Annotated in this window: 23 protein-coding genes; 11 read left to right on the top strand and 12 right to left on the bottom strand. The window is 60.7% G+C overall.

Going from position 1 to position 20,469, the window contains the following annotated elements:
• Positions 1-50: 50 nt before the first annotated feature.
• The 3 genes from J3P96_RS09910 to J3P96_RS09920 all read left to right on the top strand — a co-directional run bounded on the left by J3P96_RS09910 (position 51) and on the right by J3P96_RS09920 (position 3,299).
• Positions 51-1,301 carry a lipoprotein-releasing ABC transporter permease subunit gene (locus J3P96_RS09910; RefSeq protein WP_434656746.1) on the top strand — a complete coding sequence of 417 codons (1,251 nt, stop codon included), beginning with the start codon at positions 51-53 and terminating at the stop codon, positions 1,299-1,301.
• A 7-nt stretch (positions 1,302-1,308) separates the two neighbouring features.
• Positions 1,309-1,992 carry a lipoprotein-releasing ABC transporter ATP-binding protein LolD gene (gene lolD / locus J3P96_RS09915; RefSeq protein WP_162843734.1) on the top strand — a complete coding sequence of 228 codons (684 nt, stop codon included), beginning with the start codon at positions 1,309-1,311 and terminating at the stop codon, positions 1,990-1,992.
• 62 nt (positions 1,993-2,054) lie between these two features.
• On the top strand, positions 2,055-3,299 hold the full coding sequence (locus J3P96_RS09920; protein ID WP_434656748.1) for a lipoprotein-releasing ABC transporter permease subunit: 1,245 nt from the start codon (positions 2,055-2,057) through the stop codon (positions 3,297-3,299).
• Between the two features lie 160 nt (positions 3,300-3,459).
• Here J3P96_RS09920 and J3P96_RS09925 read toward each other — a convergent pair whose 3' ends face one another.
• On the bottom strand, positions 3,460-4,812 hold the full coding sequence (locus J3P96_RS09925; protein ID WP_434656751.1) for a heavy metal sensor histidine kinase: 1,353 nt from the start codon (positions 4,810-4,812) through the stop codon (positions 3,460-3,462).
• Positions 4,809-5,489 (bottom strand): heavy metal response regulator transcription factor, encoded by a 681-nt coding sequence (locus J3P96_RS09930; RefSeq protein ID WP_434629774.1) that lies wholly within the window; start codon positions 5,487-5,489, stop codon positions 4,809-4,811. Before J3P96_RS09930 ends, J3P96_RS09925 begins: the two co-directional genes overlap by 4 nt.
• A 168-nt stretch (positions 5,490-5,657) precedes the next feature.
• Here J3P96_RS09930 and queF point away from each other — a divergent pair, with 168 nt between their 5' ends.
• Positions 5,658-6,488, top strand: coding sequence for an NADPH-dependent 7-cyano-7-deazaguanine reductase QueF (queF, locus tag J3P96_RS09935; protein ID WP_434656752.1), 831 nt, complete (start codon positions 5,658-5,660; stop codon positions 6,486-6,488).
• 215 nt (positions 6,489-6,703) lie between these two features.
• Here queF and J3P96_RS09940 read toward each other — a convergent pair whose 3' ends face one another.
• Complete coding sequence (locus J3P96_RS09940) at positions 6,704-6,967, bottom strand: DUF4404 family protein (RefSeq protein WP_434656753.1); 264 nt, start codon at positions 6,965-6,967, stop codon at positions 6,704-6,706.
• A 109-nt stretch (positions 6,968-7,076) separates the two neighbouring features.
• Positions 7,077-7,697, bottom strand: coding sequence for an HAD family phosphatase (locus J3P96_RS09945; protein ID WP_434629783.1), 621 nt, complete (start codon positions 7,695-7,697; stop codon positions 7,077-7,079).
• 201 nt (positions 7,698-7,898) lie between these two features.
• Between J3P96_RS09945 and J3P96_RS09950 the strand changes: the two genes are divergently transcribed.
• From J3P96_RS09950 to rssC, 3 genes are all read left to right on the top strand, one after another.
• The gene (locus J3P96_RS09950) at positions 7,899-8,588 is read left to right on the top strand and encodes an MlaA family lipoprotein (protein ID WP_434629786.1); all 690 of its coding nucleotides are present in this window, start codon (positions 7,899-7,901) and stop codon (positions 8,586-8,588) included.
• Between the two features lie 346 nt (positions 8,589-8,934).
• On the top strand, positions 8,935-10,116 hold the full coding sequence (gene rssB, locus J3P96_RS09955; protein ID WP_434573055.1) for a two-component system response regulator RssB: 1,182 nt from the start codon (positions 8,935-8,937) through the stop codon (positions 10,114-10,116).
• Complete coding sequence (gene rssC / locus J3P96_RS09960; RefSeq protein WP_305500035.1) at positions 10,116-10,598, top strand: anti-sigma factor antagonist RssC; 483 nt, start codon at positions 10,116-10,118, stop codon at positions 10,596-10,598. Before rssB ends, rssC begins: the two co-directional genes overlap by 1 nt.
• Positions 10,599-10,797: 199 nt before the next feature.
• Here the strand turns inward: rssC and tal are convergent, their stop codons facing one another.
• The 4 genes from tal to J3P96_RS09980 form a co-directional block, all read right to left on the bottom strand.
• A complete protein-coding gene (tal, locus tag J3P96_RS09965; RefSeq protein ID WP_305500037.1) occupies positions 10,798-11,724 on the bottom strand; it encodes a transaldolase in 927 nt (308 codons plus the stop codon).
• A gap of 178 nt (positions 11,725-11,902) precedes the next feature.
• Positions 11,903-12,889 carry a tRNA dihydrouridine(20/20a) synthase DusA gene (gene dusA / locus J3P96_RS09970; RefSeq protein ID WP_434656754.1) on the bottom strand — a complete coding sequence of 329 codons (987 nt, stop codon included), beginning with the start codon at positions 12,887-12,889 and terminating at the stop codon, positions 11,903-11,905.
• A gap of 67 nt (positions 12,890-12,956) precedes the next feature.
• The gene (locus tag J3P96_RS09975) at positions 12,957-13,556 is read right to left on the bottom strand and encodes a putative adenosine monophosphate-protein transferase Fic (protein ID WP_434656756.1); all 600 of its coding nucleotides are present in this window, start codon (positions 13,554-13,556) and stop codon (positions 12,957-12,959) included.
• Positions 13,556-13,726 (bottom strand): YhfG family protein, encoded by a 171-nt coding sequence (locus tag J3P96_RS09980; protein ID WP_434601288.1) that lies wholly within the window; start codon positions 13,724-13,726, stop codon positions 13,556-13,558. The genes J3P96_RS09975 and J3P96_RS09980 overlap by 1 nt, the downstream gene beginning before the upstream one ends.
• Positions 13,727-13,896: 170 nt before the next feature.
• On the opposite strand from J3P96_RS09980, the gene J3P96_RS09985 reads away from it, so the two are divergent.
• Together J3P96_RS09985 and J3P96_RS09990 are read left to right on the top strand one after the other, a co-directional pair.
• Positions 13,897-15,117, top strand: a complete 1,221-nt coding sequence (locus J3P96_RS09985; protein WP_434656758.1) for a putative DNA modification/repair radical SAM protein — start codon at positions 13,897-13,899, stop codon at positions 15,115-15,117.
• The gene (locus J3P96_RS09990) at positions 15,114-15,965 is read left to right on the top strand and encodes a TIGR03915 family putative DNA repair protein (protein WP_434656760.1); all 852 of its coding nucleotides are present in this window, start codon (positions 15,114-15,116) and stop codon (positions 15,963-15,965) included. Before J3P96_RS09985 ends, J3P96_RS09990 begins: the two co-directional genes overlap by 4 nt.
• A 37-nt stretch (positions 15,966-16,002) precedes the next feature.
• On the opposite strand, the gene J3P96_RS09995 is transcribed toward J3P96_RS09990, so the two are convergent.
• From J3P96_RS09995 to J3P96_RS10005, 3 genes are all read right to left on the bottom strand, one after another.
• The gene (locus J3P96_RS09995) at positions 16,003-16,365 is read right to left on the bottom strand and encodes a BrnA antitoxin family protein (RefSeq protein WP_434656762.1); all 363 of its coding nucleotides are present in this window, start codon (positions 16,363-16,365) and stop codon (positions 16,003-16,005) included.
• Positions 16,362-16,646 carry a BrnT family toxin gene (locus J3P96_RS10000; RefSeq protein ID WP_434658148.1) on the bottom strand — a complete coding sequence of 95 codons (285 nt, stop codon included), beginning with the start codon at positions 16,644-16,646 and terminating at the stop codon, positions 16,362-16,364. Before J3P96_RS10000 ends, J3P96_RS09995 begins: the two co-directional genes overlap by 4 nt.
• Before the next feature lie 156 nt (positions 16,647-16,802).
• Positions 16,803-17,714, bottom strand: a complete 912-nt coding sequence (locus tag J3P96_RS10005; RefSeq protein WP_434656765.1) for an AraC family transcriptional regulator N-terminal domain-containing protein — start codon at positions 17,712-17,714, stop codon at positions 16,803-16,805.
• A 180-nt stretch (positions 17,715-17,894) separates the two neighbouring features.
• On the opposite strand from J3P96_RS10005, the gene J3P96_RS10010 reads away from it, so the two are divergent.
• Positions 17,895-18,944: an NAD(P)-dependent alcohol dehydrogenase gene (locus J3P96_RS10010; RefSeq protein WP_434573146.1), complete on the top strand. Its 1,050-nt coding sequence runs from the start codon at positions 17,895-17,897 to the stop codon at positions 18,942-18,944.
• 18 nt (positions 18,945-18,962) lie between these two features.
• On the opposite strand, the gene J3P96_RS10015 is transcribed toward J3P96_RS10010, so the two are convergent.
• Positions 18,963-19,106: a hypothetical protein gene (locus tag J3P96_RS10015; RefSeq protein ID WP_434656767.1), complete on the bottom strand. Its 144-nt coding sequence runs from the start codon at positions 19,104-19,106 to the stop codon at positions 18,963-18,965.
• On the opposite strand from J3P96_RS10015, the gene J3P96_RS10020 reads away from it, so the two are divergent.
• Complete coding sequence (locus tag J3P96_RS10020; RefSeq protein ID WP_434656769.1) at positions 19,105-20,337, top strand: MFS transporter; 1,233 nt, start codon at positions 19,105-19,107, stop codon at positions 20,335-20,337. The two genes, J3P96_RS10015 and J3P96_RS10020, sit on opposite strands and share 2 nt — an antisense overlap.
• Positions 20,338-20,469 lie beyond the last annotated feature (132 nt).

Here is a 20,469-nt window from a genome sequence, read left to right on the forward strand (position 1 = left end):
TGTGACCCCCGCCACAAGGACGTTCCTTTTCCCTCCGAACAAGCCCCGACATGTTCAGACCTCTCTTCGTATTCATCGGCACGCGTTATACCCGTGCAAAGCGTCGCAATCATTTCGTATCGTTCATTTCCCTGACGTCCATCATCGGCCTGGCCCTCGGCGTGGTCGTGATGATCGTCGTGCTGTCGGTCATGAACGGCTTCGACCATGAAATGCGCACCCGCGTGCTGGGCATGGTGCCCCACGCGACCCTCGAAACCGGCGAAGCCATCAGCGACTGGCCAAGCCTGGCCGCCAAGGTCAAGCAGAACCCGCAGGTGTTGGCCGTTGCGCCTTTCACCCAGATGCAGGGGTTGCTGACCAACGACGGCAAGGTCTCCAAGGTCTTGCTCAATGGCATCGATCCCGGGCTGGAGCGGCAGGTGTCGATCATCGACAACTTCATGCGGCAGGGCAAACTCGACGACCTCGCGCCGGGCAGCTTCGGTATCGTGATCGGCGACAAGGCGGCGACCAAGCTCGGCGTGGCAATCGGCGACAAGCTGACGTTTGTCGCGCCGGAAGTCACTGTCACTCCAGGCGGCATGTTCCCGCGCATGAAGCGCTTCACCGTGGTCGGCATCTTCCATGTCGGCGCCGGCGAGCTGGACGGTTACCTGGGGGTGACCAACCTTCAGGATCTCGCGCGTCTGCATCGCTGGAAGCCGGATCAGGTCCAGGGCCTGCGGTTGAAGTTCGATGATCTGTTCCAGGCGCCGCGCGTGGCGTGGAACATCGCCCAGCAGCTCGGCGAAGACCGTTATTACGCCCGCGACTGGACCCGCACCCACGGCAACCTGTATCAGGCGATCCGCATGGAAAAAGCCATGATCGGCTTGCTCCTGTTGCTGATCGTCGCCGTGGCGGCGTTCAACATCATTTCCACGCTGGTGATGGTGGTGAACGACAAGAAAGGCGACATCGCCATCCTGCGCACCCTCGGCGCCACGCCGGGGCAGATCATGCGGATCTTCATGGTCCAGGGCACCGTCATCGGCGTCATCGGCACGTTTGTAGGCGCCTTGGTCGGGATGTTCGCCGCACTGAATGTCAGCGCCGCGATTGCCGCCCTCGAAGGGCTGATCGGGCACAAGTTTCTCAACGCCGACGTGTACTTCATCGACTACCTACCCTCGCAGTTGCAGGCCGATGACGTGTTGATGGTCTGCGGCGCCGCGTTGGTCCTGAGTTTCCTCGCCACCCTGTATCCAGCCTGGCGTGCCGCGCGCACCCAGCCGGCGGAGGCGTTACGTTATGAGTGAGTCGGGCATGAGTGAAAAAGCAATCTTGAGCTGCCGCAACCTGGGCAAGTCCTACGAGGAAGGCCCGGAATCGGTGGTGGTGTTGTCGGGCCTGCAACTGGAGCTGCATCCCGGTGAGCGCGTGGCGATCGTCGGGACTTCCGGATCGGGCAAAAGTACCTTGTTGAACTTGCTCGGTGGCCTCGATACGCCGACCGCCGGCAGCGTCTGGCTGGCGGGCGAAGAGCTTTCGGCGCTGAACGAAAAGGCCCGCGGCCTGTTGCGTAACCGCTCCCTTGGCTTCGTTTATCAGTTCCACCATCTGCTGCCCGAGTTCACCGCGCTGGAAAACGTCTGCATGCCGCTGTTGATCGGCCGCACCGCAATTCCCGAAGCCCGCCAGCGAGCTACGGCGTTGCTGGAGCGGGTTGGACTGGGCCATCGTCTGGAGCACAAGCCGGCCGAGCTGTCCGGCGGCGAGCGCCAGCGCGTGGCGATTGCCCGGGCCCTGGTGAACAAGCCTGGGCTGGTGATGCTCGACGAGCCGACCGGCAACCTCGACTCCCATACCGCGCAAGGCATCCAGGACTTGATGCTGGAACTCAGCACCTCGATGCGCACGGCGTTCCTGGTGGTGACCCACGACATGAACCTGGCCCGGCAGATGGACCGCGTCCTGCATTTGCAGGAAGGTTGCCTGACGCCGATCTGACCGACCGAAACCCGGTAGCTGATACGGCGCCGGGTCTTTTATTTTCATACGGTGCCCAGCGAATGTTCAGACCGTTATCGATTTTCATCGGCACGCGCTATACCCGCGCCAAGCGCCGCAATCGTTTTGTCTCGTTCATTTCCATGACTTCGATGATCGGCCTCGCCCTTGGCGTGTTGGCGATGATTGTCGTGTTGTCGGTGATGAACGGCTTCCAGCGCGAAATGAGCTCGCGCATCCTCGGCATGGTGCCTCACGCCACTATCGTCGGCGTCAACCCGATCGACGATTGGCAACCGGTGGCCGCCGCGGCATTAAAAAATCCTGAAGTGACGGCTGCGGTGCCGTTCACCGAGATGGAAGGGATGCTGAGCCATAAAGGTTCGATGCAGCCGATCCAGATCAGCGGCGTCGATCCGGCCCAGGAAGGCAAGGTCTCGATTGTCGCCCAGCACATCGTCCAGGGGCGTCTCGACGCCTTGAAGCCCGGCGAGTTCGGCGTGGTGATCGGTGAGATCACCGCGCGGCGCTTTCGCTTGAATGTCGGCGACAAGGTGACCCTGATCGTGCCGGAAGTCAGCACTGCGCCGGGGGGCATCACCCCGCGGATGCAGCGGCTGAATGTGGTGGGGGTGTTCAAGGTCGGCGCCGAGCTGGACGGTTCCATGGCGCTGATTCACCTGGCCGACGCCGCGCAGATGCAGCATTGGCAACCGAACCAGGTACAGAGCGTGCGTCTGGCGGTGAAAGATTTGTACGCAGCGCCGAAAGTCTCCGGTGACATCGCCAGCGGGCTTGGCACGGCCTACAAGGCCGACGACTGGACCCACACCCAGGGCAGCCTGTTCAGCGCCATGAAAATGGAAAAAACCATGATCGGCCTGCTGCTGTTGATGATCGTCGCGGTGGCGGCTTTCAACATCATCGCCACGTTGATCATGGTGGTGAACGACAAGGGCGCGGACATCGCGATCCTGCGCACCATCGGCGCCACGCCGCGGCAGATCATGGCAATCTTCATGGTCCAGGGCACGGTGATCGGCGTGGTGGGCACGTTGATCGGCGGGGTGCTGGGGGTGATTGCGGCGTTGAATGTCAGCGCGCTGGTGGGTTGGCTGGAAAGGGTCAGCGGCCAGCACATTTTCAGTTCCGATGTGTACTTCGTCAGCAACCTGCCGTCGGAACTGCAGCGTGGCGACGTGCTGCTGATCTGCTCCGCCGGGTTCATCCTCAGCTTCCTCGCCACCGTATACCCGGCCTGGCGCGCGGCGAAGATCGAACCTGCGCAGGCGTTGCGGTATTCCTGATAACGCGGGAAGCCCCCGTGGCGAGGGAGCTTGCTCCCGCTGGGCTGCGCAGCAGCCCCAAAAGCGGCGGGCTTATTATGGATGATGTGCAGACTTTCAGATTTTTTGGGAGCGCTTCGCACTCCAGCGGGAGCAAGCTCCCTCGCCACAGGGTTTTGTGTCAGGGCTGACCGGCCTTGGGCAACTCGACCACGAACCGCGTCCAGCCATCGGCCGATTCACAGCGGATATCCCCGTCATGGGCGCGGATGATGGAGCGGGTAATGGCCAGCCCCAGCCCGGCGTGCTCACTGCTGCCTTCCTGGCGAGCCGGGTCGGCGCGGTAAAAACGGTCGAACAGGCGCGGCAGCAGCGCCGCCGGAATTTCCCCGCCACTGTTTTCCACATCGATGCGCACAGTCTGCGGCCCGTCGACAATCCGTATCCGCACCTCGCCACCACCGGGGCTGAAGCGCAGGGCGTTGTCCAGCAGATTGGACAGCGCGCGGCGCAGCATGCTGCGGTCGCCCTCGATACGTGCGTTCCCTTCGCGGCTCAGCTTTACCTCGGCGTCTTCGGCCAGCGGCGCGAAAAACTCCAGCAGCAGGTCCGTTTCCAGCGCCAGCTCCAGTGGTTCGCGCTGGACGGCCAGCAAGCCATGGTCGGCCTTGGCCAGGTAAAGCATGTCGTTGACCAGTTGTGCCATCCATTGCAGCTCTTCGAGATTGCTGTGCAGGGCTTCGCGATAGTCGCCCAACGAGCGTTCGCGGGTGAGCGTGACCTGGGTATGGGTCAGCAGATTCGACAACGGCGTACGCAGTTCGTGGGCGATGTCGGCGGAGAATGCGGAGAGGCGCTGGAAGGCATCGTCGAGGCGTCCAAGCATGTCGTTGATGCTGTGGGCCAGTTCCGCCAGTTCGGCGGGCATGTGTTGTTCTGGCAGTCGAGCATTGAGCGAACGTGCCGAGACGCTGCTGGCAATGGCGCCCATGCGGCGCAGGGGGCGCAAGCCACGCCGGGCGGCCCAGGCGCCAAGCAGGGCGGTCGCCAGCGCCGAGAGGCCGACGGTCAGCCAGATCAGGCGCTGCATGCGTTGCAGGAAATGCTGGTGGTGGGTGATGTCCAGCAGCAGTGTCAGTTGGGGCGAATCCGCACGATTGGGATCCAGCGGCGCGTTTAATACGCGGTAGTCATTGTCGGTGTCGTTGAGGGTCGACAGGCCGGGCCGTTCAGGCACCTGGACCGGCAGGCGGATCGAGCTGTCATGCCAGCGCACGCCATCGCGGTCCTTGATGCGCAAGGCAAGGTCCGGCTGGCGGCTCAACTCGTCCGCCAGGCGCGCCTGGGGGTTGGGGCCATCTTGCAGGGCGCGGCGCACGCCAGTCAATTTGGCTTCGAGCAACTGCTGGTCCAGTTCGATGAAGTGTGCCTCACTGCCGCGGCTGAACAGCACGCCGGCAAACAACGACACGATGGCGGTGCAGGCGGCGAAAAGCAGCGCCAACCGATTGCTCAGCGACCATCGGCGACTCACAGGTTGCGCTCTTCAAGGACATAGCCCATGCCGCGCACGGTGTGGATCAGCTTGTCGGGAAACTCGTCGTCGATCTTGATCCGCAGACGCCGGATCGCCACCTCGATGACATTGGTGTCACTGTCGAAATTCATGTCCCAGACTTGTGAGGCAATCAACGACTTTGGCAATACTTCGCCTTGGCGCCGCAGCAGCATCTCCAGCAGGGCGAATTCCTTGGCGGTCAGGTCGATGCGTTTGCCACCGCGCTCTACCCGGCGCCGGATCAAGTCCAGCCGCAGGTCCGCCAGTTGCAGGCTGGTTTCCTGGGCCGCCGAACTGCCTCGGCGCAGCAGGCTGCGCACCCGGGCCAGCAGTTCGGAAAAGGCGAAGGGCTTGATCAGGTAATCATCGGCACCCAATTCCAGGCCATGCACACGATCCTCTATCGCATCCCGCGCGGTGAGAAACAGCACCGGCGTGTCCAGCCCGGCGCCGCGCACCGCTTGCAGAATCTGCCAGCCATCGCGGCCGGGTAGCATCACGTCAAGAATCAACAGCGCATATTCACCGCTCACGGCCAGTTGCTGGCCGGTGCTGCCATCAGCCACCAGATCGGCGTTGAACCCGGCTTCGCTCAAGCCTTGGCGCAGGTACTGGCCGGTTTTCAGTTGGTCTTCGACGATCAGCAGTTTCATGGTCGGGCTCAAGGCTGTGTTTGAACGTGGGCGTTATACCGTGGTGCATGGTGTCATGGGGCAAGCTGACAAAGTTGTAATGCAACTGTAAGCCAGTTGGCGGAGCAAGCGCTCAAGGAAACCATAAAGGCTGGTAGAATCCGCTGATTCTTCAGTCAGGTTTCCGTCATGCATCCCGCAGCCGAACACTCGCCGCTGGGCAAATCCAGCGAATACATCGCCACGTACACGCCGTCATTGCTGTTTCCGATCCCGCGCACCGCGAAATGGGCGGAACTGGGCCTGACGGCCGAGACCCTGCCGTACAAGGGCGTGGATTTCTGGAACTGTTTCGAGCTGTCATGGCTGCTGCCGTCCGGCAAGCCGGTTGTCGCCATCGGTGAATTCGCGATCCCGGCGGATTCGCCAAATATCATCGAATCCAAATCCTTCAAGCTGTACCTGAACTCCTTGAACCAGACGGCGTTCAGCGACAGCGCGAGCCTGGAAGCCACGCTGCGCCAGGACCTTTCGACCGCGGCGGGCAAGCCGGTAGGTGTGCGGATTCGCAGCCTCAAGGATGTCGAGAGCGAAGGCATCGTTGCATTACCCGGCGTCTGCGTTGACGACCTGGACATCACTGTCGACTCCTACGAGCACCCGCGTCCGGAGCTGCTGCGTTGCGATGCATCGCGTATCGTCGAGGAAAGCCTGCACAGCCATCTGCTCAAGTCCAACTGCCCGGTAACCAGCCAGCCGGACTGGGGCAGCGTGGCGGTGGAATATCGCGGGGCGGCGCTGGACCACGCCAGCCTGCTGGCTTACATCGTCAGCTTCCGCCAGCATTCGGACTTCCATGAGCAGTGCGTCGAGCGGATCTTCCTCGACCTGCAACGCTTGCTCAAGCCGGAGAAATTGACGGTATATGCGCGGTATGTGCGCCGGGGTGGGTTGGATATCAATCCGTACCGCAGCACCGAGGATGTGCAACTGCCGAACCAGCGTCTGGTTCGGCAATAAAATTTCCTTCCTGAAGAGTTCTTGTGGAAGAGACCTTGTGGGAGGACTTTTGTGGGAGCAAGCCTGCTCGCTAAGGCGGTCGTACATTCAACACATGTGCTGACTTTCACGCCGCTTTCGCGAGCAGGCTCGCTCCCACAGTGGATTGCATTTCAATATGCAGATTACTAAAAAGCCCTGCTGGCGATAGCGGGGCTTTTTGCGTTTGACGGGAGTCAGATTCCCATATTGCCCAACGCTTGCACGATGTTGCGCAAGGTCCCGGCCAGCGTCGGATGCTCCAGCTCGAAGCGTTCGACGGCCAGGTTCACATTGTCAGCGAGGTTGGTGTCCGATGTTTGGGTTTCCAACTCAAGCTCAAGTTCTATCTGTTGCATCAGCGCGTGCAGGTCGTCGCGCTCGACTTCGGAAAGAGGTGGATTCTGTTCCAATTGCTCGCGCAGTTTGTTGAGCTGTTCTTGCAATTCGCGGGCAGGCATTGGCGTACTCCCTTTGTTGATAGGCACTGCCATGGACCGCGACGCAGCGTCAGAAGTCCATGGCTTGCCTTAAGAGTAATCCACACTCAAGCGCCCTGCATGATCCTGGTCACGGCTTCTCGCCTTTGAGGCGACGCAGGCTGATATCGGCCAGGCAGGTATCGAGTTCGCCCAGGTGATCGATCACCGAATGCACGCCCAGGCCGAACAACTGCACGGTGGCCTTGGCCCGTTTGATTTCTCGTTCCTGCTGGCTCAAGGCTTGCCATTCGGCGGGCGTAAGGCCGCACAGCGAGCCGCAGGATGCCAGCCCGATGGTCCATAGACCGGCGTTTAGCCCCGACTGCAACAGCTTCGGTTCGCCGCTGACCAATACGCAGCCATCCAGTTGCCTGACATCCAGCGCCATGAGGGCTTGCCAACAGGCATGGGGCGCTGGCCACGGATTATTTGTTGCAGGAAGTTGCGGAGATTTCACCCATGCCGGCAGTGAGGCCGCCAACCCGTGGCTGATGGCGGGTGGCAATTCGTCAAGCCAGGCGCAGGGGATGTCGAGCTGCCGCAGGCGTTGCAGGCTTTCCAACGCCCCGGGTGTAAGTTGCGTGTGCTCGGCCGGCATAATCCCTGGCTGGCGAGCACGCGAGCCGAAATCAACCAGGCATCCACTGAGGCCAAACAGGACGGCCGTCAGGCTGGGGGCGGGGAGCGGCTTGGTTTCGGCGCGGGGCATGTGGACGTCCTTGAAATAACCCGCAGCCTAACGAGGCACGATGACAGTCCGGTTACAGTGGGATGAAGGCGACCCGTATGGAAAATTCCTACGGAGAGCTTCCTTTTTCTCTGCTGCCTATCCACGCGTTCCGCCTTATACTAGCCACCTTACCGCCTGGGCTCGGCGCCCTTGCCTGAATAATCCAAGGAGTTTTTCCCTATGCGCTGGAGCCATCGTCTAGCTCAGCTGTGTCTATCTGCCAGCGTTCTGCTGGTGCCGTTCGCCGCTCACGCCGCCACGGAAGAAGATCCTTGGGAAAGCGTCAACCGTCCGATATTCACCTTCAATGACACCATCGACACCTACGCGCTGAAGCCGCTGGCCCAGGGTTACCAGTACGTGACGCCGCAGTTCCTCGAAGACGGCATCCACAACATGTTTCGCAACATCGGTGACGTCGGCAACCTGGCCAACGATGTGCTGCAAGCCAAGCCGGCTGCCGCGGGGGTCGATACTGCCCGGTTGATCTTCAACACGACGTTCGGCCTGCTGGGCTTCTTCGATGTCGGGACCCAGATGGGGCTGCAGCGCAACGATGAAGATTTCGGCCAGACCCTGGGATATTGGGGGCTGGGCAGCGGCCCCTACCTGATGCTGCCACTGCTGGGGCCGAGCACTCTGCGTGACGCGCCGGCCAAACTGGTCGACAGCTACGCCACCCCATACCCCTACATCGACAACGTCTCGGTGCGTAATTCGATCTGGGGCCTGAACATCGTCGATACCCGCGCCAGCCTGTTGTCGGCCGAGAAAATGGTCAGTGGCGACAAGTATGTGTTCCTGCGCAACGCCTTCCTGCAGAACCGTGAATTCAAGGTCAAGGATGGCCAGGTCGAAGACGATTTCTGATTTCGGCCGGTTGAATGCGAAAGGCGGCCCGAAAGGCCGCCTTTCGTGCTTTGGCTTCTGTCCAGGGCCGGAATCAACCTTCCATTGAGTTACGCTTCGCTCGGTTCTTATAACTCTCTGTGCTTTGACAAATAAAGAGCTCGAGCGGGCTATCTGCATGAGCTTGAAACGCCCCGCGGATGGGAGTACCGTCTGCGCCTTAGAAGGGCACCTCTGATGTATATGCGTGTAGGGCAAACGCCTGAAACCTGTACGACAGAGAGGCTAGAAAGCGAATCCAGTAGTGCGTGCCAGGCCCAGTTGCCCAGCCCCCTACGCCAACCTAATTCTGGCGCCGTTTGCCCACATGCCAAAAACCAGTGCCACGCTGCTGATAATCGATGATGACGAAGTGGTGCGAGCCAGCCTCGCAGCCTACTTGGAAGACAGTGGTTTCAGCGTCCTGCAGGCCAGCAACGGCCAGCAGGGTCTTCAGGTATTCGAGCAGGACAAGCCCGACCTGGTCATCTGCGACCTGCGCATGCCGCAGATGGGCGGACTCGAACTCATTCGCCAGGTCACCGAGCTATCGTCACAGACTCCGGTGATCGTGGTGTCGGGCGCGGGGGTGATGAACGACGCGGTCGAGGCATTGCGCCTGGGCGCGGCGGATTACCTGATCAAGCCCCTCGAAGACCTTGCCGTGCTCGAGCATTCGGTGCGTCGAGCCCTGGACCGCTCGCGCCTGTTGGTCGAGAATCAGCGCTATCGCGAGAAGCTGGAAACGGCCAACCGTGAGCTGGAAGCCAGCCTGAACCTGTTGCAGGAAGACCAGAACGCCGGGCGTCAGGTGCAGATGAACATGCTGCCAGTCAGCCCCTGGACCGTCGACGGTTTCCGTTTTGCCCACCAGATCATCCCGTCGTTGTACCTGTCGGGGGATTTTGTCGATTATTTCCGGGTCGATGAGCGCCGAGTGGCTTTCTACCTGGCGGATGTTTCCGGACACGGTGCTTCGTCGGCATTCGTGACCGTACTGCTGAAGTTCATGACCACGCGCCTGCTGTTCGAATCCAAGCGCAATGGTACGTTGCCCGAATTCAAGCCTTCGGAGGTCCTTGGGCATATCAACCGAGGCCTGATCAGTTGTAAGCTGGGCAAACACGTCACGATGGTCGGTGGAGTCATCGACGAGGAGACTGGTTTGTTGACGTATAGCATCGGCGGTCACCTGCCGTTGCCCGTGTTGTACACACCTGACAGTGTTCGTTACCTGGAAGGGCGTGGCTTGCCGGTAGGCCTGTTCAACGAGGCCACCTATGAAGATCACGTGCTGGAACTGCCTCCGGCTTTCAGCCTGACGCTGATGTCTGATGGCATTCTGGACCTTTTGTCGGAACCTACACTCAAAGAGAAAGAAGCGGCCTTGCCTGAACGGGTAAGTGCGGCGGGCGGCAGCCTGGAAGGCCTGCGGCAAGTGTTTGGATTAGCCACGCTAGGGGAGATGCCGGATGATATCGCCCTGTTAGTGTTGAGCAGGAATCTTTGATGAGTACCGGTAGAATCCAGTTCGCCGAGCAGGACGGCACCTTCGTCCTGAAGTTTGTCGGTGAAGTGCGCCTGACCCTGTGTTCGGCGCTGGATGCGACAATCGAGAAGATCTTCACCGCGTTGAACTTCAACGCCATCGTGATCGACCTGACCGAAACCCGCAGCATCGACAGCACCACCCTGGGCCTGCTGGCCAAATTGTCGATCCTGTCGCGGCAAAAGGTCGGCCTGCTGCCGACCGTTGTCACCACCCACAACGACATTACCCGTTTGCTGCAGTCGATGGGCTTCGATCAGGTGTTCAACATCGTCGGCGATCCGGTGCCATGCCCGGAATGCCTGGATGATCTGCCTGATCAGGACCAGTCCGAAGAGGACGTGCGGATCAAGGTGCTTGAAGCGCACAAGATCCTCATGGGGCTGAACGACTCCAATCGTGAAGCGTTCCATGACCTGGTGAGTGCGTTGGAGCGGCCCTGATCCTGGGTGTTGTAGACCGAGCTGAGGCCTTCGCGAGCAGGCTCGCTCCCACAGGGATCAAGGTTGGACTCGGTCAGAAACTGTGGGAGCGAGCTTGCTCGCGATGGCGTTTGTCGATCCGCCATATCTCTTGAGCCAAACAGAACAAAAAAAGGGCGAACCCATCCAGGTTCGCCCTTTTGCATGCCGCCGGTTCAGCTCAGAGCTTGGCTTGCAGCAACGCTTCCAGCTTCTCCTGGTCCCGAGCGAACTGACGAATGCCTTCAGCCAGTTTCTCGGTTGCCATGGCATCCTCGTTGGACAACCAGCGGAACTGCGCCTCATTGAGGCTCAGACGCGCTTCCCCGGCCTGGCCAGGCGCCAGCTTGCGTTCCAGCTTGCCCTCGTCGGCGGCCAGTTTTTCCAGCAGTTCGGGGCTGACGGTCAAGCGGTCGCAGCCGGCCAGTTGCTCGATCTGATTGAGATTACGGAAGCTGGCGCCCATGACCACGGTCTTGTAGTCATTGGCCTTGTAGTAGTTGTAGATGCGCGTCACCGACTGCACGCCGGGATCGTCGGCCCCGGTGTAGTCATTGCCGTTGGCCTTTTTGTACCAGTCATAGATACGGCCCACGAATGGCGAAATCAGGAACACACCGGCGTCGGCGCAGGCCGCGGCCTGGGCGAAGGAGAACAGCAGCGTCAGGTTGCACTGGATGCCTTCGCGCTCCAATTGCTCGGCGGCGCGGATGCCTTCCCAGGTGGAGGCGATCTTGATCAGCACGCGATCCCGGCCCACACCGGCCTTTTCGTACAGGTCGACCAGGCGATGGGCGCGCTTCAACATGGCCTCGGTGTCGAACGACAGGCGTGCATCCACTTCGGTGGAGATGCGCCCCGGGATCACCTTGAGGATTTCTTGCCCGACCGCTACACCAAAACGGTCGCTGGCCAGGCCCACGTCACCCTTGCAATCCGCCACGCAGGCGTTCAGCAGCTCGGCATAACCGTGAATGGCCGAAGCCTTGAGCAGCAGGGAAGGGTTGGTGGTGGCGTCCACCGGTTTGATGCGGGCGATGGCTTCGAAGTCGCCAGTATCGGCCACGACGGTAGTGAACTGCTTGAGTTGTTCCAGCTTGGAAGTCATGAGCGTGCTCTGTCCTATGGGTCCGTTGACATTACCCGAGGGCCGGCAGCCACTCAAGGGCGTGGAGAGGTATCGATGGCCCCAGCGGCAACAACCCGGAAACGGCTGTTTGAAAGGCCGGGGCAACTATCGGTAGATACGATGCCAAAACAGCGCGCAGGTTCAAAGCAAGTGATGGTTAACGCCCTTCAAGCAACTGCCCGGCCTGATCCAGGAGCGCCAACGGATCCTTGGTCTTGTGAATGTCCACCGACAACAACTGCCGGAACCGCCGCGCCCCCGCAAACCCCGTACCCAGCCCCAGCACATGCCGGGTGATGTGATGCATGGCGCCGCCAGCCGCCAAGTGCGCGGCGATATAAGGCCGCAGTTGCGCCAAGGCCTCGGCGCGGCTGATGACTGGCGCAGTGCTGCCGAACAATTGCTGGTCCACTTCGGCCAGCAGATAAGGGTTGTGGTATGCCTCGCGTCCGAGCATCACCCCGTCGAACGTCCGCAGGTGTTCATGACACGCCTGCAGCGTCTTGATGCCGCCGTTGAGGACGATTTCCAGCTCAGGGAAGTCAGCTTTCAGCTGCGCCACCACGTCATAACGTAGCGGTGGAATGTCGCGGTTCTCCTTGGGCGACAACCCCTCCAGAATGGCGATTCGCGCATGCACGGTAAAACTGCCACACCCGGCCTCACGCACTGTCCCGACGAAATCGCACAATTGTTCGTAGCTGTCTCGACCATTTATTCCAATCCGATGCTTCACCGTCACTGGAATCGACACCGCATCACGCATGGCCTTCACACAATCGGCCACCAGCCCGGGATGGCCCATCAGGCAGGCGCCGATCATGTTGTTCTGCACCCGGTCGCTCGGACAACCTACATTCAGGTTGACCTCATCGTAGCCATGTTCCTCGGCCATTCGGGCGCAGGCGGCCAAGTCGGCGGGAACGCTGCCGCCCAATTGCAGGGCCAGCGGGTGCTCGGTTTCGTGGTGACGCAGGAAACGCTCGTGATCACCGTTGAGCAGGGCGCCGGTGGTGACCATCTCGGTGTAGAGCAGGGCATGTTTGGAGAGGATGCGCAGGAAGTACCGGCAATGGGGGTCAGTCCAATCCATCATGGGGGCAACGGAAAAGCGGCGGGACAGCGGAGCGGCGTGTAAAGGCATTGGGGAATTTGGATCAGAAGGGCGGATCGGCGCAGTTTATCAGTGATGAAGTGCAACTGTCCGCGGCTCAGGTCTGAATCATTTCCCCAATGCACTTCTCAAAAACCGCCTCCATGGGGGCCTGCACACAGTTATAAGCCGCGATATTGGCGTCGATCCATTCGTCCTTATCGATCCCCCACCAACTGATCTCGAATCCGGCATTCATGATGAGGTGTTCAAACAGGATGCGCTGGGCGCGGCCGTTGCCTTCGCGGAATGGGTGGATGATGTTGATATCGGAATAGGCGTCTGCCACGGCGATGATCAGTTCTGTTCTGCTCAGTCCCTCGAACCAGTTCGACGCCGCCAGGTTGGCGAATATCTTGTTGGCTTCCTTCTCCATGTATTCAGGTTGGCAAAAACGCGTGGCTTGTTTGGCCATGCCAACGGTCCGCAGCTCTCCGGCCCATTCGAAAAGGTCCGAGAACAATGCTCGATGAATATCTTGGAGATAAGCCAGGTTGTAGGGTGGAGGGCTGAATTCGACGTTGCCCGCAGCAATGGCCGAGAGCTGTTGTTCGGCTTCGCTCAGGGTCGGTTCGTCGCGGATATCGAGTTTATTGCGCAGGACCGTGGAGCCCGGGTAACAATAGGCGTCTTCGCCGACGCCGTATTTGTCGGGCATCAGGCTCGGGTCTTGGTGAAGGTCTTCAACACTTCCTCACGGGAAGGCAGCTTGTCTTCGCTGTCTTGCGCAGACACCTTGAACCCTTCCAGGCGAAGGCTGGCCGCGTAGTTGGACCGGCGAGTCCTGGCCGCGTAGGCCTTTTTTGTTTCCAGGCTGACAGTGCCCATCGGGGTGGACCTCGAATCGCGTTGGTTGGCGAATTATAGCCCATCGCCCCGACAAGGCCTATGTCGCGGTCGGGCTCAGTCGGTCCATCGGCAAACGGATTGACCAACGGGGCTTGCATATCGGTGTATCTCCAAATACTGTTCATGCATCCAGTATTCGGGAATTCTCCATGCAGCTCATCGCCAAGCTCGGCATTCTTGCAGACGCCGCCAAATATGACGCGTCGTGTGCCAGCAGTGGGGCGCCCAAGCGCAGTTCGCGTGGTCGCGATGGGCTTGGGGCCACCGATGGCATGGGGATCTGCCACAGCTACACGCCGGATGGGCGCTGTGTCTCGCTGCTCAAGGTGTTGCTGACCAATTTCTGTCTATACGACTGCCAGTATTGCGTCAACCGTCGTTCCAGCAACGTGCCGAGGGCGCGCTTTACGCCGGAGGAAGTGGTGCGGTTGACGCTGGATTTCTATCGTCGCAATTGTATCAGCGGGCTGTTCCTGAGTTCCGGCATCATTCGCTCGGCCGACTACACCATGGAGCAACTGGTTCGCGTGGCGCGCTTGCTGCGCGAGGAGCATCAATTCCGAGGCTACATTCACCTCAAGACCATTCCCGATGCCGATCCGCTATTGATCGAGGAGGCGGGTCGGCTAGCGGATCGCCTGAGTGTGAACATCGAACTGTCCTCCGAGGTGAGCCTCAAGCGCCTCGCGCCGGAAAAGCAATTGATCACGATTCGTCAGGCCATGGGCACCATCCATGACGGTCAGCAGGCGGTGGCCGGCGAGCCGCGGGCGCCGCGCTTTGCGCCGGCCGGGCAGAGCACCCAGGTGATCGTGGGAGCGGATGCCACCGACGACCATGCCATCCTGAGCAACGCCGAGTCGCTCTACCAGGGTTATGGTTTGCGGCGGGTCTACTATTCCGCCTTCAGTCCGATTCCCGACAGCCCCGCCAGTGTGCCGCTCGCCGCGCCGCCGTTACTGCGTGAGCATCGGCTGTATCAAGCCGACTTCCTGATGCGTGGCTACGGCTACAAGGCGGGTGAACTGTTGAACACGTCCAGCAACCTGGACCTGGACATTGACCCGAAGCTGGCCTGGGCGCTGGCTAATCGCGATGTGTTTCCACTCGACCTCAACCGTGCCGAGCCGGCCCTGCTGGCGCGCATTCCCGGGATCGGCCTGCGTAGCGTGCAGCGCCTGGTGATGCTGCGCAGGGAGCGGCGGATTCGTTATGACGATCTGGTGCAGTTGCGCTGCGTGCTGGAAAAGGCCCGCCCCTTCATTGTGACCAGCGATTACCGGCCCGCTGACGCGCAAACGCGCAGCGGCTTGCTGCGGGCACGTTTGCGCGATCCGCAAAGGCCTGTGCAAATGGGGCTGTGGGGATGATCGCGCTGGATTGCGATGACGATTTCGCCATCTGGCGCGACCAAGCCCGGATTTTGCTTGGTCACGGAATAGACCCCTGTGACGTGACTTGGGCTCAGGGCCCCATGGCCGATCTGTTGGCAATGCCGACGCCCTTGCCGCAAGGCCCGGGTCCGTTCCGCACTCGCGTCCCGGCAGCGTTGTTGAGCCAGTTGCAACAGGCCAGTCGTTATCACGGCGAACAGCGCTGGAACCTGTTGTACGAAGTGCTCTGGCGCGTAGCCCATGGCGACCGCACCGCCATGCTCGCGGGAGATCGCCTGGGCAGCGAGTTGCAACGGCGCATCAAACAGGTCAGTCGCGAGGCTCATCACTTGCACGCCTTCGTGCGCTTCATCCCCTTGCCGCCAGCCGTGGCAGAACAATTGCAGTTGGACCTGGTGGCGTTCCACCAGCCGGCACACGACATCCTCGAGAGCGCGAGCGGTCATTTTGCCGAGCGGCTCGGTCGGCAACGCTGGCTGATTGCAACGCCTCGCGACGGTATTCGTTTCGACGGCCAATCGCTGGATTACCAGCGCCACTGCCCTGCGCAATGGCAACAATGGGCCCGCCACGCCGAAGACCCCGGCGCCGAGTTGTGGCGCACCTATTACAGGCACATCTTCAACCCGGCGAGGCTCAATCCCACCGCGTTGCGCCAGCACATGCCCGGGCGGTTCTGGAAGCATTTGCCTGAGGGGGAGTTGATTCCTTTACTGGTGGGGCAGGCGCGGCAGGGGAAGCAGAGGGATGGGCAGGCGTTGGAGGTGGGAGAGAAGATGGGTAAGAGGATTGTCGTAGGAGGCGTGGTAGAGGCACCGGGTTAAGGCGGCGCCTTGTTCCGAGTGAACCGGTGTTCTCAGATCATACCGATGCCTTGGTTTTGCGGGGCTTAGGTGCATCCATCATCTTATGCAGTTCTTCAGTCATGGCGGTTAGCCTTTTCTCCAGATCCTTCACGTCGGACCGGGTGATACCGTTTGCATAGGGGTTGACTGTCCGCTCCCGCTTCCGAGCTGCTGGTGCCAGGTTGTGGGCAGTTTCAGACACCAGGGCCTGACGCAGCAGATTGTTAATGAGGGTTTGATACCCAGTGCCAGCGCTTTCGGCGCACTCGCGAGCCGCTTCGATCACGTCGTCGTCAAGCATGATAGTGATGCGAGTCTTGCCTTTACTGCTCGCAACGGGCCCGCGCTTGGCGGTGCTGAAATCATATTCTTCTTTCATAGGTCACCCCCCAGGTACTGATGAAGTTCATTTTTGGATGCTACGCGGGCGCTGATGACGCGAACGAAATCCGGCTCGCGGTAGGTGTACGCAATGACGAGGACACGACCAGTTGCGTCTTGCCCGATGATAATCCACCGTTTTTCATCATGATCGTTGTCCTCACGTTCAAGGGCCATATCGTCATAAAATACGGCTTCGGCGTCCGCCAGGCTTACTTTGTGTTTCCGTTTGTTCGCAAAGTTTTTCGCTGGGTCATACTGAACTCTGAATGTTTTCATTATGCATATTCTATATGTATAAAAAAGACCCCGCGTCAGCTCTTTCGTCTGGTCAGCCAAGGCGATTGCCTCAACCATACGGCGAAGTGCGTGTCCTCGTTTCAGGGTTTTGAGATTCATTCATTTCAAGATCAGTCCATGCGCTCATCAGTGGCTTTATCTGCCGGATGTAATCGGCCTGCGCAACGCCGCAATGTCCCGCTTGGGCGATGCACCGAACAGGCGGGCGTATTCGCGGCTGAACTGCGAGGGGCTTTCGTAACCCACTCGGTAGGCGGTGCTGGCCACGTCCAGGTGTTCGTTGAGCATCAGCCGTTTTGCTTCGTTCAGCCGCAGCCACTTCTGGTATTGCAGAGGGCTCATCGCCGTGAGTTGGCGGAAGTGATGGTGAAAGGTCGGGGCGCTCATCTGCACCCGCGCCGCCAGGTCATCCACGCGGATTGGCGCGGCGTAGTTCAACTTCAGCCAGTCGATGGCCTTGGCGATCCGGTAGCCCTGGCTGTCGACGGACGCGATCTGGCGCAGCCGCGCCGCCTGGTCGCTCATCAGTAGCCGGTAATGGATCTCGCGCTGGATCAGCGGCGCCAGGATGGGGATCGCCTCGGGTTCATCCAGCAATGCCAGCAGGCGTACGAACGGCGCCAGGAAGTCCGCTGTGCTGGTGCCGATGCCCGCACCAATCCCGACTGGGCGCTCAAGACGCGGCGCCAGCCCACCCTGGGCGACCAGATCGGCAACCATGCGCAAATCCAGCCGCAGGACCAGGCCCAGGCATGGCTGTTCCGGGCTCGCGACCATCACTTCGGAGTTCGCCGGCATATCCAGTGAAGTCATCAGGAATCGCCCGGTGTCGTAACCATACGCCTGGCCACCAATCCAGACCTGCTTCATCCCTTGGGCGACGAGGACGATGCTCGGTTCGATCATGCAGGTCGCGGGCGGGGCAGGGGCGTCGCGCCGGAAGAGGCAGAGGCCGGGCATCGACGTTTCGACGTCCCCCGATTCTGTGGTCCGGGGAGCGATGAGGTCCGCGAGCATCTTTTGCGGCGATTTGCCGTGGCTGGTCATGTCGATTGTCTGTCGGGGTGATAGTTATAGGCAGAGCCTTAACTCGCCAAGCGAAGCGCTGCCTACGGCAAATAAGCAGGCTCACAGGATCGGGCAAGAACTCCAGCGAAATGTTCTACCGGCCAATGACGCCGGTCCCTGAAACTGCCAGTCGAATTCAACTCAACAAGGAGTCATCTCATGCGTGTACAAGCCTACGGCGCCCACGCGGGCGACAAACCCCTTGAACCGATGCAGATCAATCGCCGCGCACCCGGCGCGCACGACGTGCAGATCGACATCGCCTTTTGTGGGATCTGCCACTCGGACCTGCACCAGGTGCGCGCCGAGTGGGCAGGCACTCAGTTCCCTTGCGTCCCTGGCCACGAAATCGTCGGCCGCGTGTCGGCGGTGGGCGCCCATGTTTCCGCGTTCAAGACCGGTGATCTGGTCGGCGTCGGCTGCATTGTCGACAGCTGCAAGCACTGCGAGGACTGCGAAAGCGGCCTGGAAAACTACTGCGACGGCATGATCGGTACCTACAACTTCCCGACGCCGGATGAACCGGGCTGGACCCTGGGTGGCTACTCGCAGAACATCGTGGTGCATGAGCGTTATGTGCTGCGCATCCGTCACCCCGAAGAGCAATTGGCCGCCGTCGCGCCACTGCTTTGTGCAGGCATCACCACCTATTCGCCATTGCGTCACTGGAACGCCGGGCCGGGCAAGAAAGTCGGCGTGGTCGGGATCGGTGGCCTGGGGCATATGGGCATCAAGCTCGCTCACGCGATGGGCGCGCATGTCGTGGCGTTCACCACATCAGAATCCAAGCGCGAGGCCGCCCGGCAGTTGGGCGCCGATGAAGTCATCGTGTCGCGCAATGCTGATGAAATGGCCGCCCACGCCAAGAGCTTCGACTTCATCCTCAACACCGTGGCGGCGCCCCACGACCTCGACGTTTTCCTGGTATTGCTCAAGCGCGACGGCGCGATGACCCTGGTGGGCGCTCCGGCGACGCCTCATTCGTCGCCCAATGTCTTCAACTTGATCCTGAAGCGTCGAACCATTGCCGGCTCGATGATCGGTGGGATTGCCGAAACCCAGGAAATGCTGGATTTCTGCGCTGAGCACGGCATCGTTGCCGACATCGAGCTGGTTCGTGCCGATCAGATCAACGCGTCCTACGAGCGGATGCTCAAGGGCGACGTCAAGTATCGCTTCGTGATCGACAACGCTACGTTGGCCGGTTGAATGTAAGTCTCAAAGCGTTCAGGCCCGATTGATGCGGGAGCGGGCCTGCTCGCGATCGCGGTGTTCCAGTCGCCTGTGCGTGGATTGTGCCGTCGTCATCGCGAGCGAGCTCGCTCGCCCAAGGGTTTCGAGCCCTTCCATAAATTTCAGGTTGTTAGCCATGACCCATACTTTATCGCCCACCCCGCAGGGTAAGCCTGCGTGGGGCGCGGTGCTGGCCATGTCGTTGGCTGCCTTCGCGCTGGTCGCCTCGGAATTCATGCCGGTCAGCCTGCTGACACCGGTAGCGGCGGACCTTCATGTCAGCGAAGGGCAGGCCGGCCAAGGCATCGCCGTCTCCGGCGCCTTCGCCCTGGTCACCAGCCTGTTCGTCGCCTCGATTGCCGCCCGGGTCGATCGCAAATGGCTGCTCTCGGCATTGACACTGCTGATGATCGTTTCCGGCACAGTGGCTGCGCTGGCCCCCGACTACGTGACGTTCATGGTCGGCCGCGCCTTGATCGGCGTTGCGATTGGCGGCTTCTGGTCGCTGTCGGCGGCTACGGCCATGCGCCTGGTGCCGGAGGACAAGGTCCCCCGCGCATTGGCCATCGTCAACGGCGGCAATGCCTTGGCGACGGTAGTCGCTGCGCCATTGGGCAGCTTCCTGGGCGCAATCATCGGTTGGCGTGGCGCGTTCTTCTGCATCGTGCCTGTCGCCGCGCTCGCCCTGGCGTGGTTGCTGTTGAGCCTGCCCTCGCTGCCCTCGCGGGTGAAGCAGGACAGCGGCAATCCTTTCAAACTGATGACCCAGGCACCGGTTGCGTTGGGCATGCTGGCCGTCAGCACGTTCTTCATGGGCCAGTTCATGTTGTTCACCTATCTGCGTCCCTTCCTCGAAACGGTGACGCAGGTGAGCGTGTCGCTGTTGTCGTTCATGTTGTTGGTGATTGGCTTGGCCGGTTTGTTCGGAACCTTCCTGATCGGTTCGTTCTTGAGGAACGGCCTGTATCGGACCCTAATCGTCATCCCGTTGTTGATGGCTGCAATCGCTCTTGCGCTGGTTGCGTTCGGCGGGTCAGCGGTAATGACCGCGGTGCTGCTGGGTGTCTGGGGGCTGGTGGCAACGGCGGCGCCTGTTGGCTGGTGGACCTGGCTGGCCAGGACGTTGCCGGAAAATGCCGAGGCAGGCGGCGGATTGATGGTGGCGATCGTCCAGCTCGCCATTGCGTCTGGTGCCACGGTGGGTGGCGTCCTGTTCGACCTGAGCGGTTATCGGGCGACGTTTGAAACCAGCGCGGCCGTGTTGGTCGTTGCGGCGGTGCTGACCATGCTGGCGGCCCGTGCCGCGGCTCGCAAGTCTTCGCAAGCGTCGAGCGACGCGACATATGGCGCGGTGCGAGAGTCAAACTGATCGAAACCAATGCAGGCTTCGTTGATCCATAAGCAGGGGAAAAAATCCCTGATGTTATCGGGCAACCGAAGCTGGACGAGACCGTTGGGCGCCTGCAGTTTGGTGGCATATTGATATCTTGGTAAGCTTCAA

It is taken from the genome of Pseudomonas sp. R3-56 (assembly GCF_051132075.1).
GTDB lineage: Bacteria > Pseudomonadota > Gammaproteobacteria > Pseudomonadales > Pseudomonadaceae > Aquipseudomonas.

Excerpts from the sequence above, each read along its gene's own strand:
- J3P96_RS10015 (WP_434656767.1), bottom strand. The coding sequence starts at position 19,106 with ATGGCTAACAACCTGAAATTTATGGAAGGGCTCGAAACCCTTGGGCGA.
- rssB (WP_434573055.1), top strand. The coding sequence starts at position 8,935 with ATGCCAAAAACCAGTGCCACGCTGCTGATAATCGATGATGACGAAGTG.
- queF (WP_434656752.1), top strand. The coding sequence starts at position 5,658 with ATGCATCCCGCAGCCGAACACTCGCCGCTGGGCAAATCCAGCGAATAC.
- J3P96_RS09945 (WP_434629783.1), bottom strand. The coding sequence starts at position 7,697 with ATGCCCCGCGCCGAAACCAAGCCGCTCCCCGCCCCCAGCCTGACGGCC.
- lolD (WP_162843734.1), top strand. The coding sequence starts at position 1,309 with ATGAGTGAAAAAGCAATCTTGAGCTGCCGCAACCTGGGCAAGTCCTAC.
- J3P96_RS09940 (WP_434656753.1), bottom strand. The coding sequence starts at position 6,967 with ATGCCTGCCCGCGAATTGCAAGAACAGCTCAACAAACTGCGCGAGCAA.
- J3P96_RS09920 (WP_434656748.1), top strand. The coding sequence starts at position 2,055 with ATGTTCAGACCGTTATCGATTTTCATCGGCACGCGCTATACCCGCGCC.
- tal (WP_305500037.1), bottom strand. The coding sequence starts at position 11,724 with ATGACTTCCAAGCTGGAACAACTCAAGCAGTTCACTACCGTCGTGGCC.
- J3P96_RS09930 (WP_434629774.1), bottom strand. The coding sequence starts at position 5,489 with ATGAAACTGCTGATCGTCGAAGACCAACTGAAAACCGGCCAGTACCTG.
- J3P96_RS09995 (WP_434656762.1), bottom strand. The coding sequence starts at position 16,365 with ATGAAAGAAGAATATGATTTCAGCACCGCCAAGCGCGGGCCCGTTGCG.
- rssC (WP_305500035.1), top strand. The coding sequence starts at position 10,116 with ATGAGTACCGGTAGAATCCAGTTCGCCGAGCAGGACGGCACCTTCGTC.
- J3P96_RS10010 (WP_434573146.1), top strand. The coding sequence starts at position 17,895 with ATGCGTGTACAAGCCTACGGCGCCCACGCGGGCGACAAACCCCTTGAA.
- J3P96_RS09975 (WP_434656756.1), bottom strand. The coding sequence starts at position 13,556 with ATGCCCGACAAATACGGCGTCGGCGAAGACGCCTATTGTTACCCGGGC.
- J3P96_RS10000 (WP_434658148.1), bottom strand. The coding sequence starts at position 16,646 with ATGAAAACATTCAGAGTTCAGTATGACCCAGCGAAAAACTTTGCGAAC.
- dusA (WP_434656754.1), bottom strand. The coding sequence starts at position 12,889 with ATGCCTTTACACGCCGCTCCGCTGTCCCGCCGCTTTTCCGTTGCCCCC.
- J3P96_RS09985 (WP_434656758.1), top strand. The coding sequence starts at position 13,897 with ATGCAGCTCATCGCCAAGCTCGGCATTCTTGCAGACGCCGCCAAATAT.
- J3P96_RS09980 (WP_434601288.1), bottom strand. The coding sequence starts at position 13,726 with ATGGGCACTGTCAGCCTGGAAACAAAAAAGGCCTACGCGGCCAGGACT.
- J3P96_RS10005 (WP_434656765.1), bottom strand. The coding sequence starts at position 17,714 with ATGACCAGCCACGGCAAATCGCCGCAAAAGATGCTCGCGGACCTCATC.
- J3P96_RS10020 (WP_434656769.1), top strand. The coding sequence starts at position 19,105 with ATGACCCATACTTTATCGCCCACCCCGCAGGGTAAGCCTGCGTGGGGC.
- J3P96_RS09990 (WP_434656760.1), top strand. The coding sequence starts at position 15,114 with ATGATCGCGCTGGATTGCGATGACGATTTCGCCATCTGGCGCGACCAA.
- J3P96_RS09950 (WP_434629786.1), top strand. The coding sequence starts at position 7,899 with ATGCGCTGGAGCCATCGTCTAGCTCAGCTGTGTCTATCTGCCAGCGTT.
- J3P96_RS09910 (WP_434656746.1), top strand. The coding sequence starts at position 51 with ATGTTCAGACCTCTCTTCGTATTCATCGGCACGCGTTATACCCGTGCA.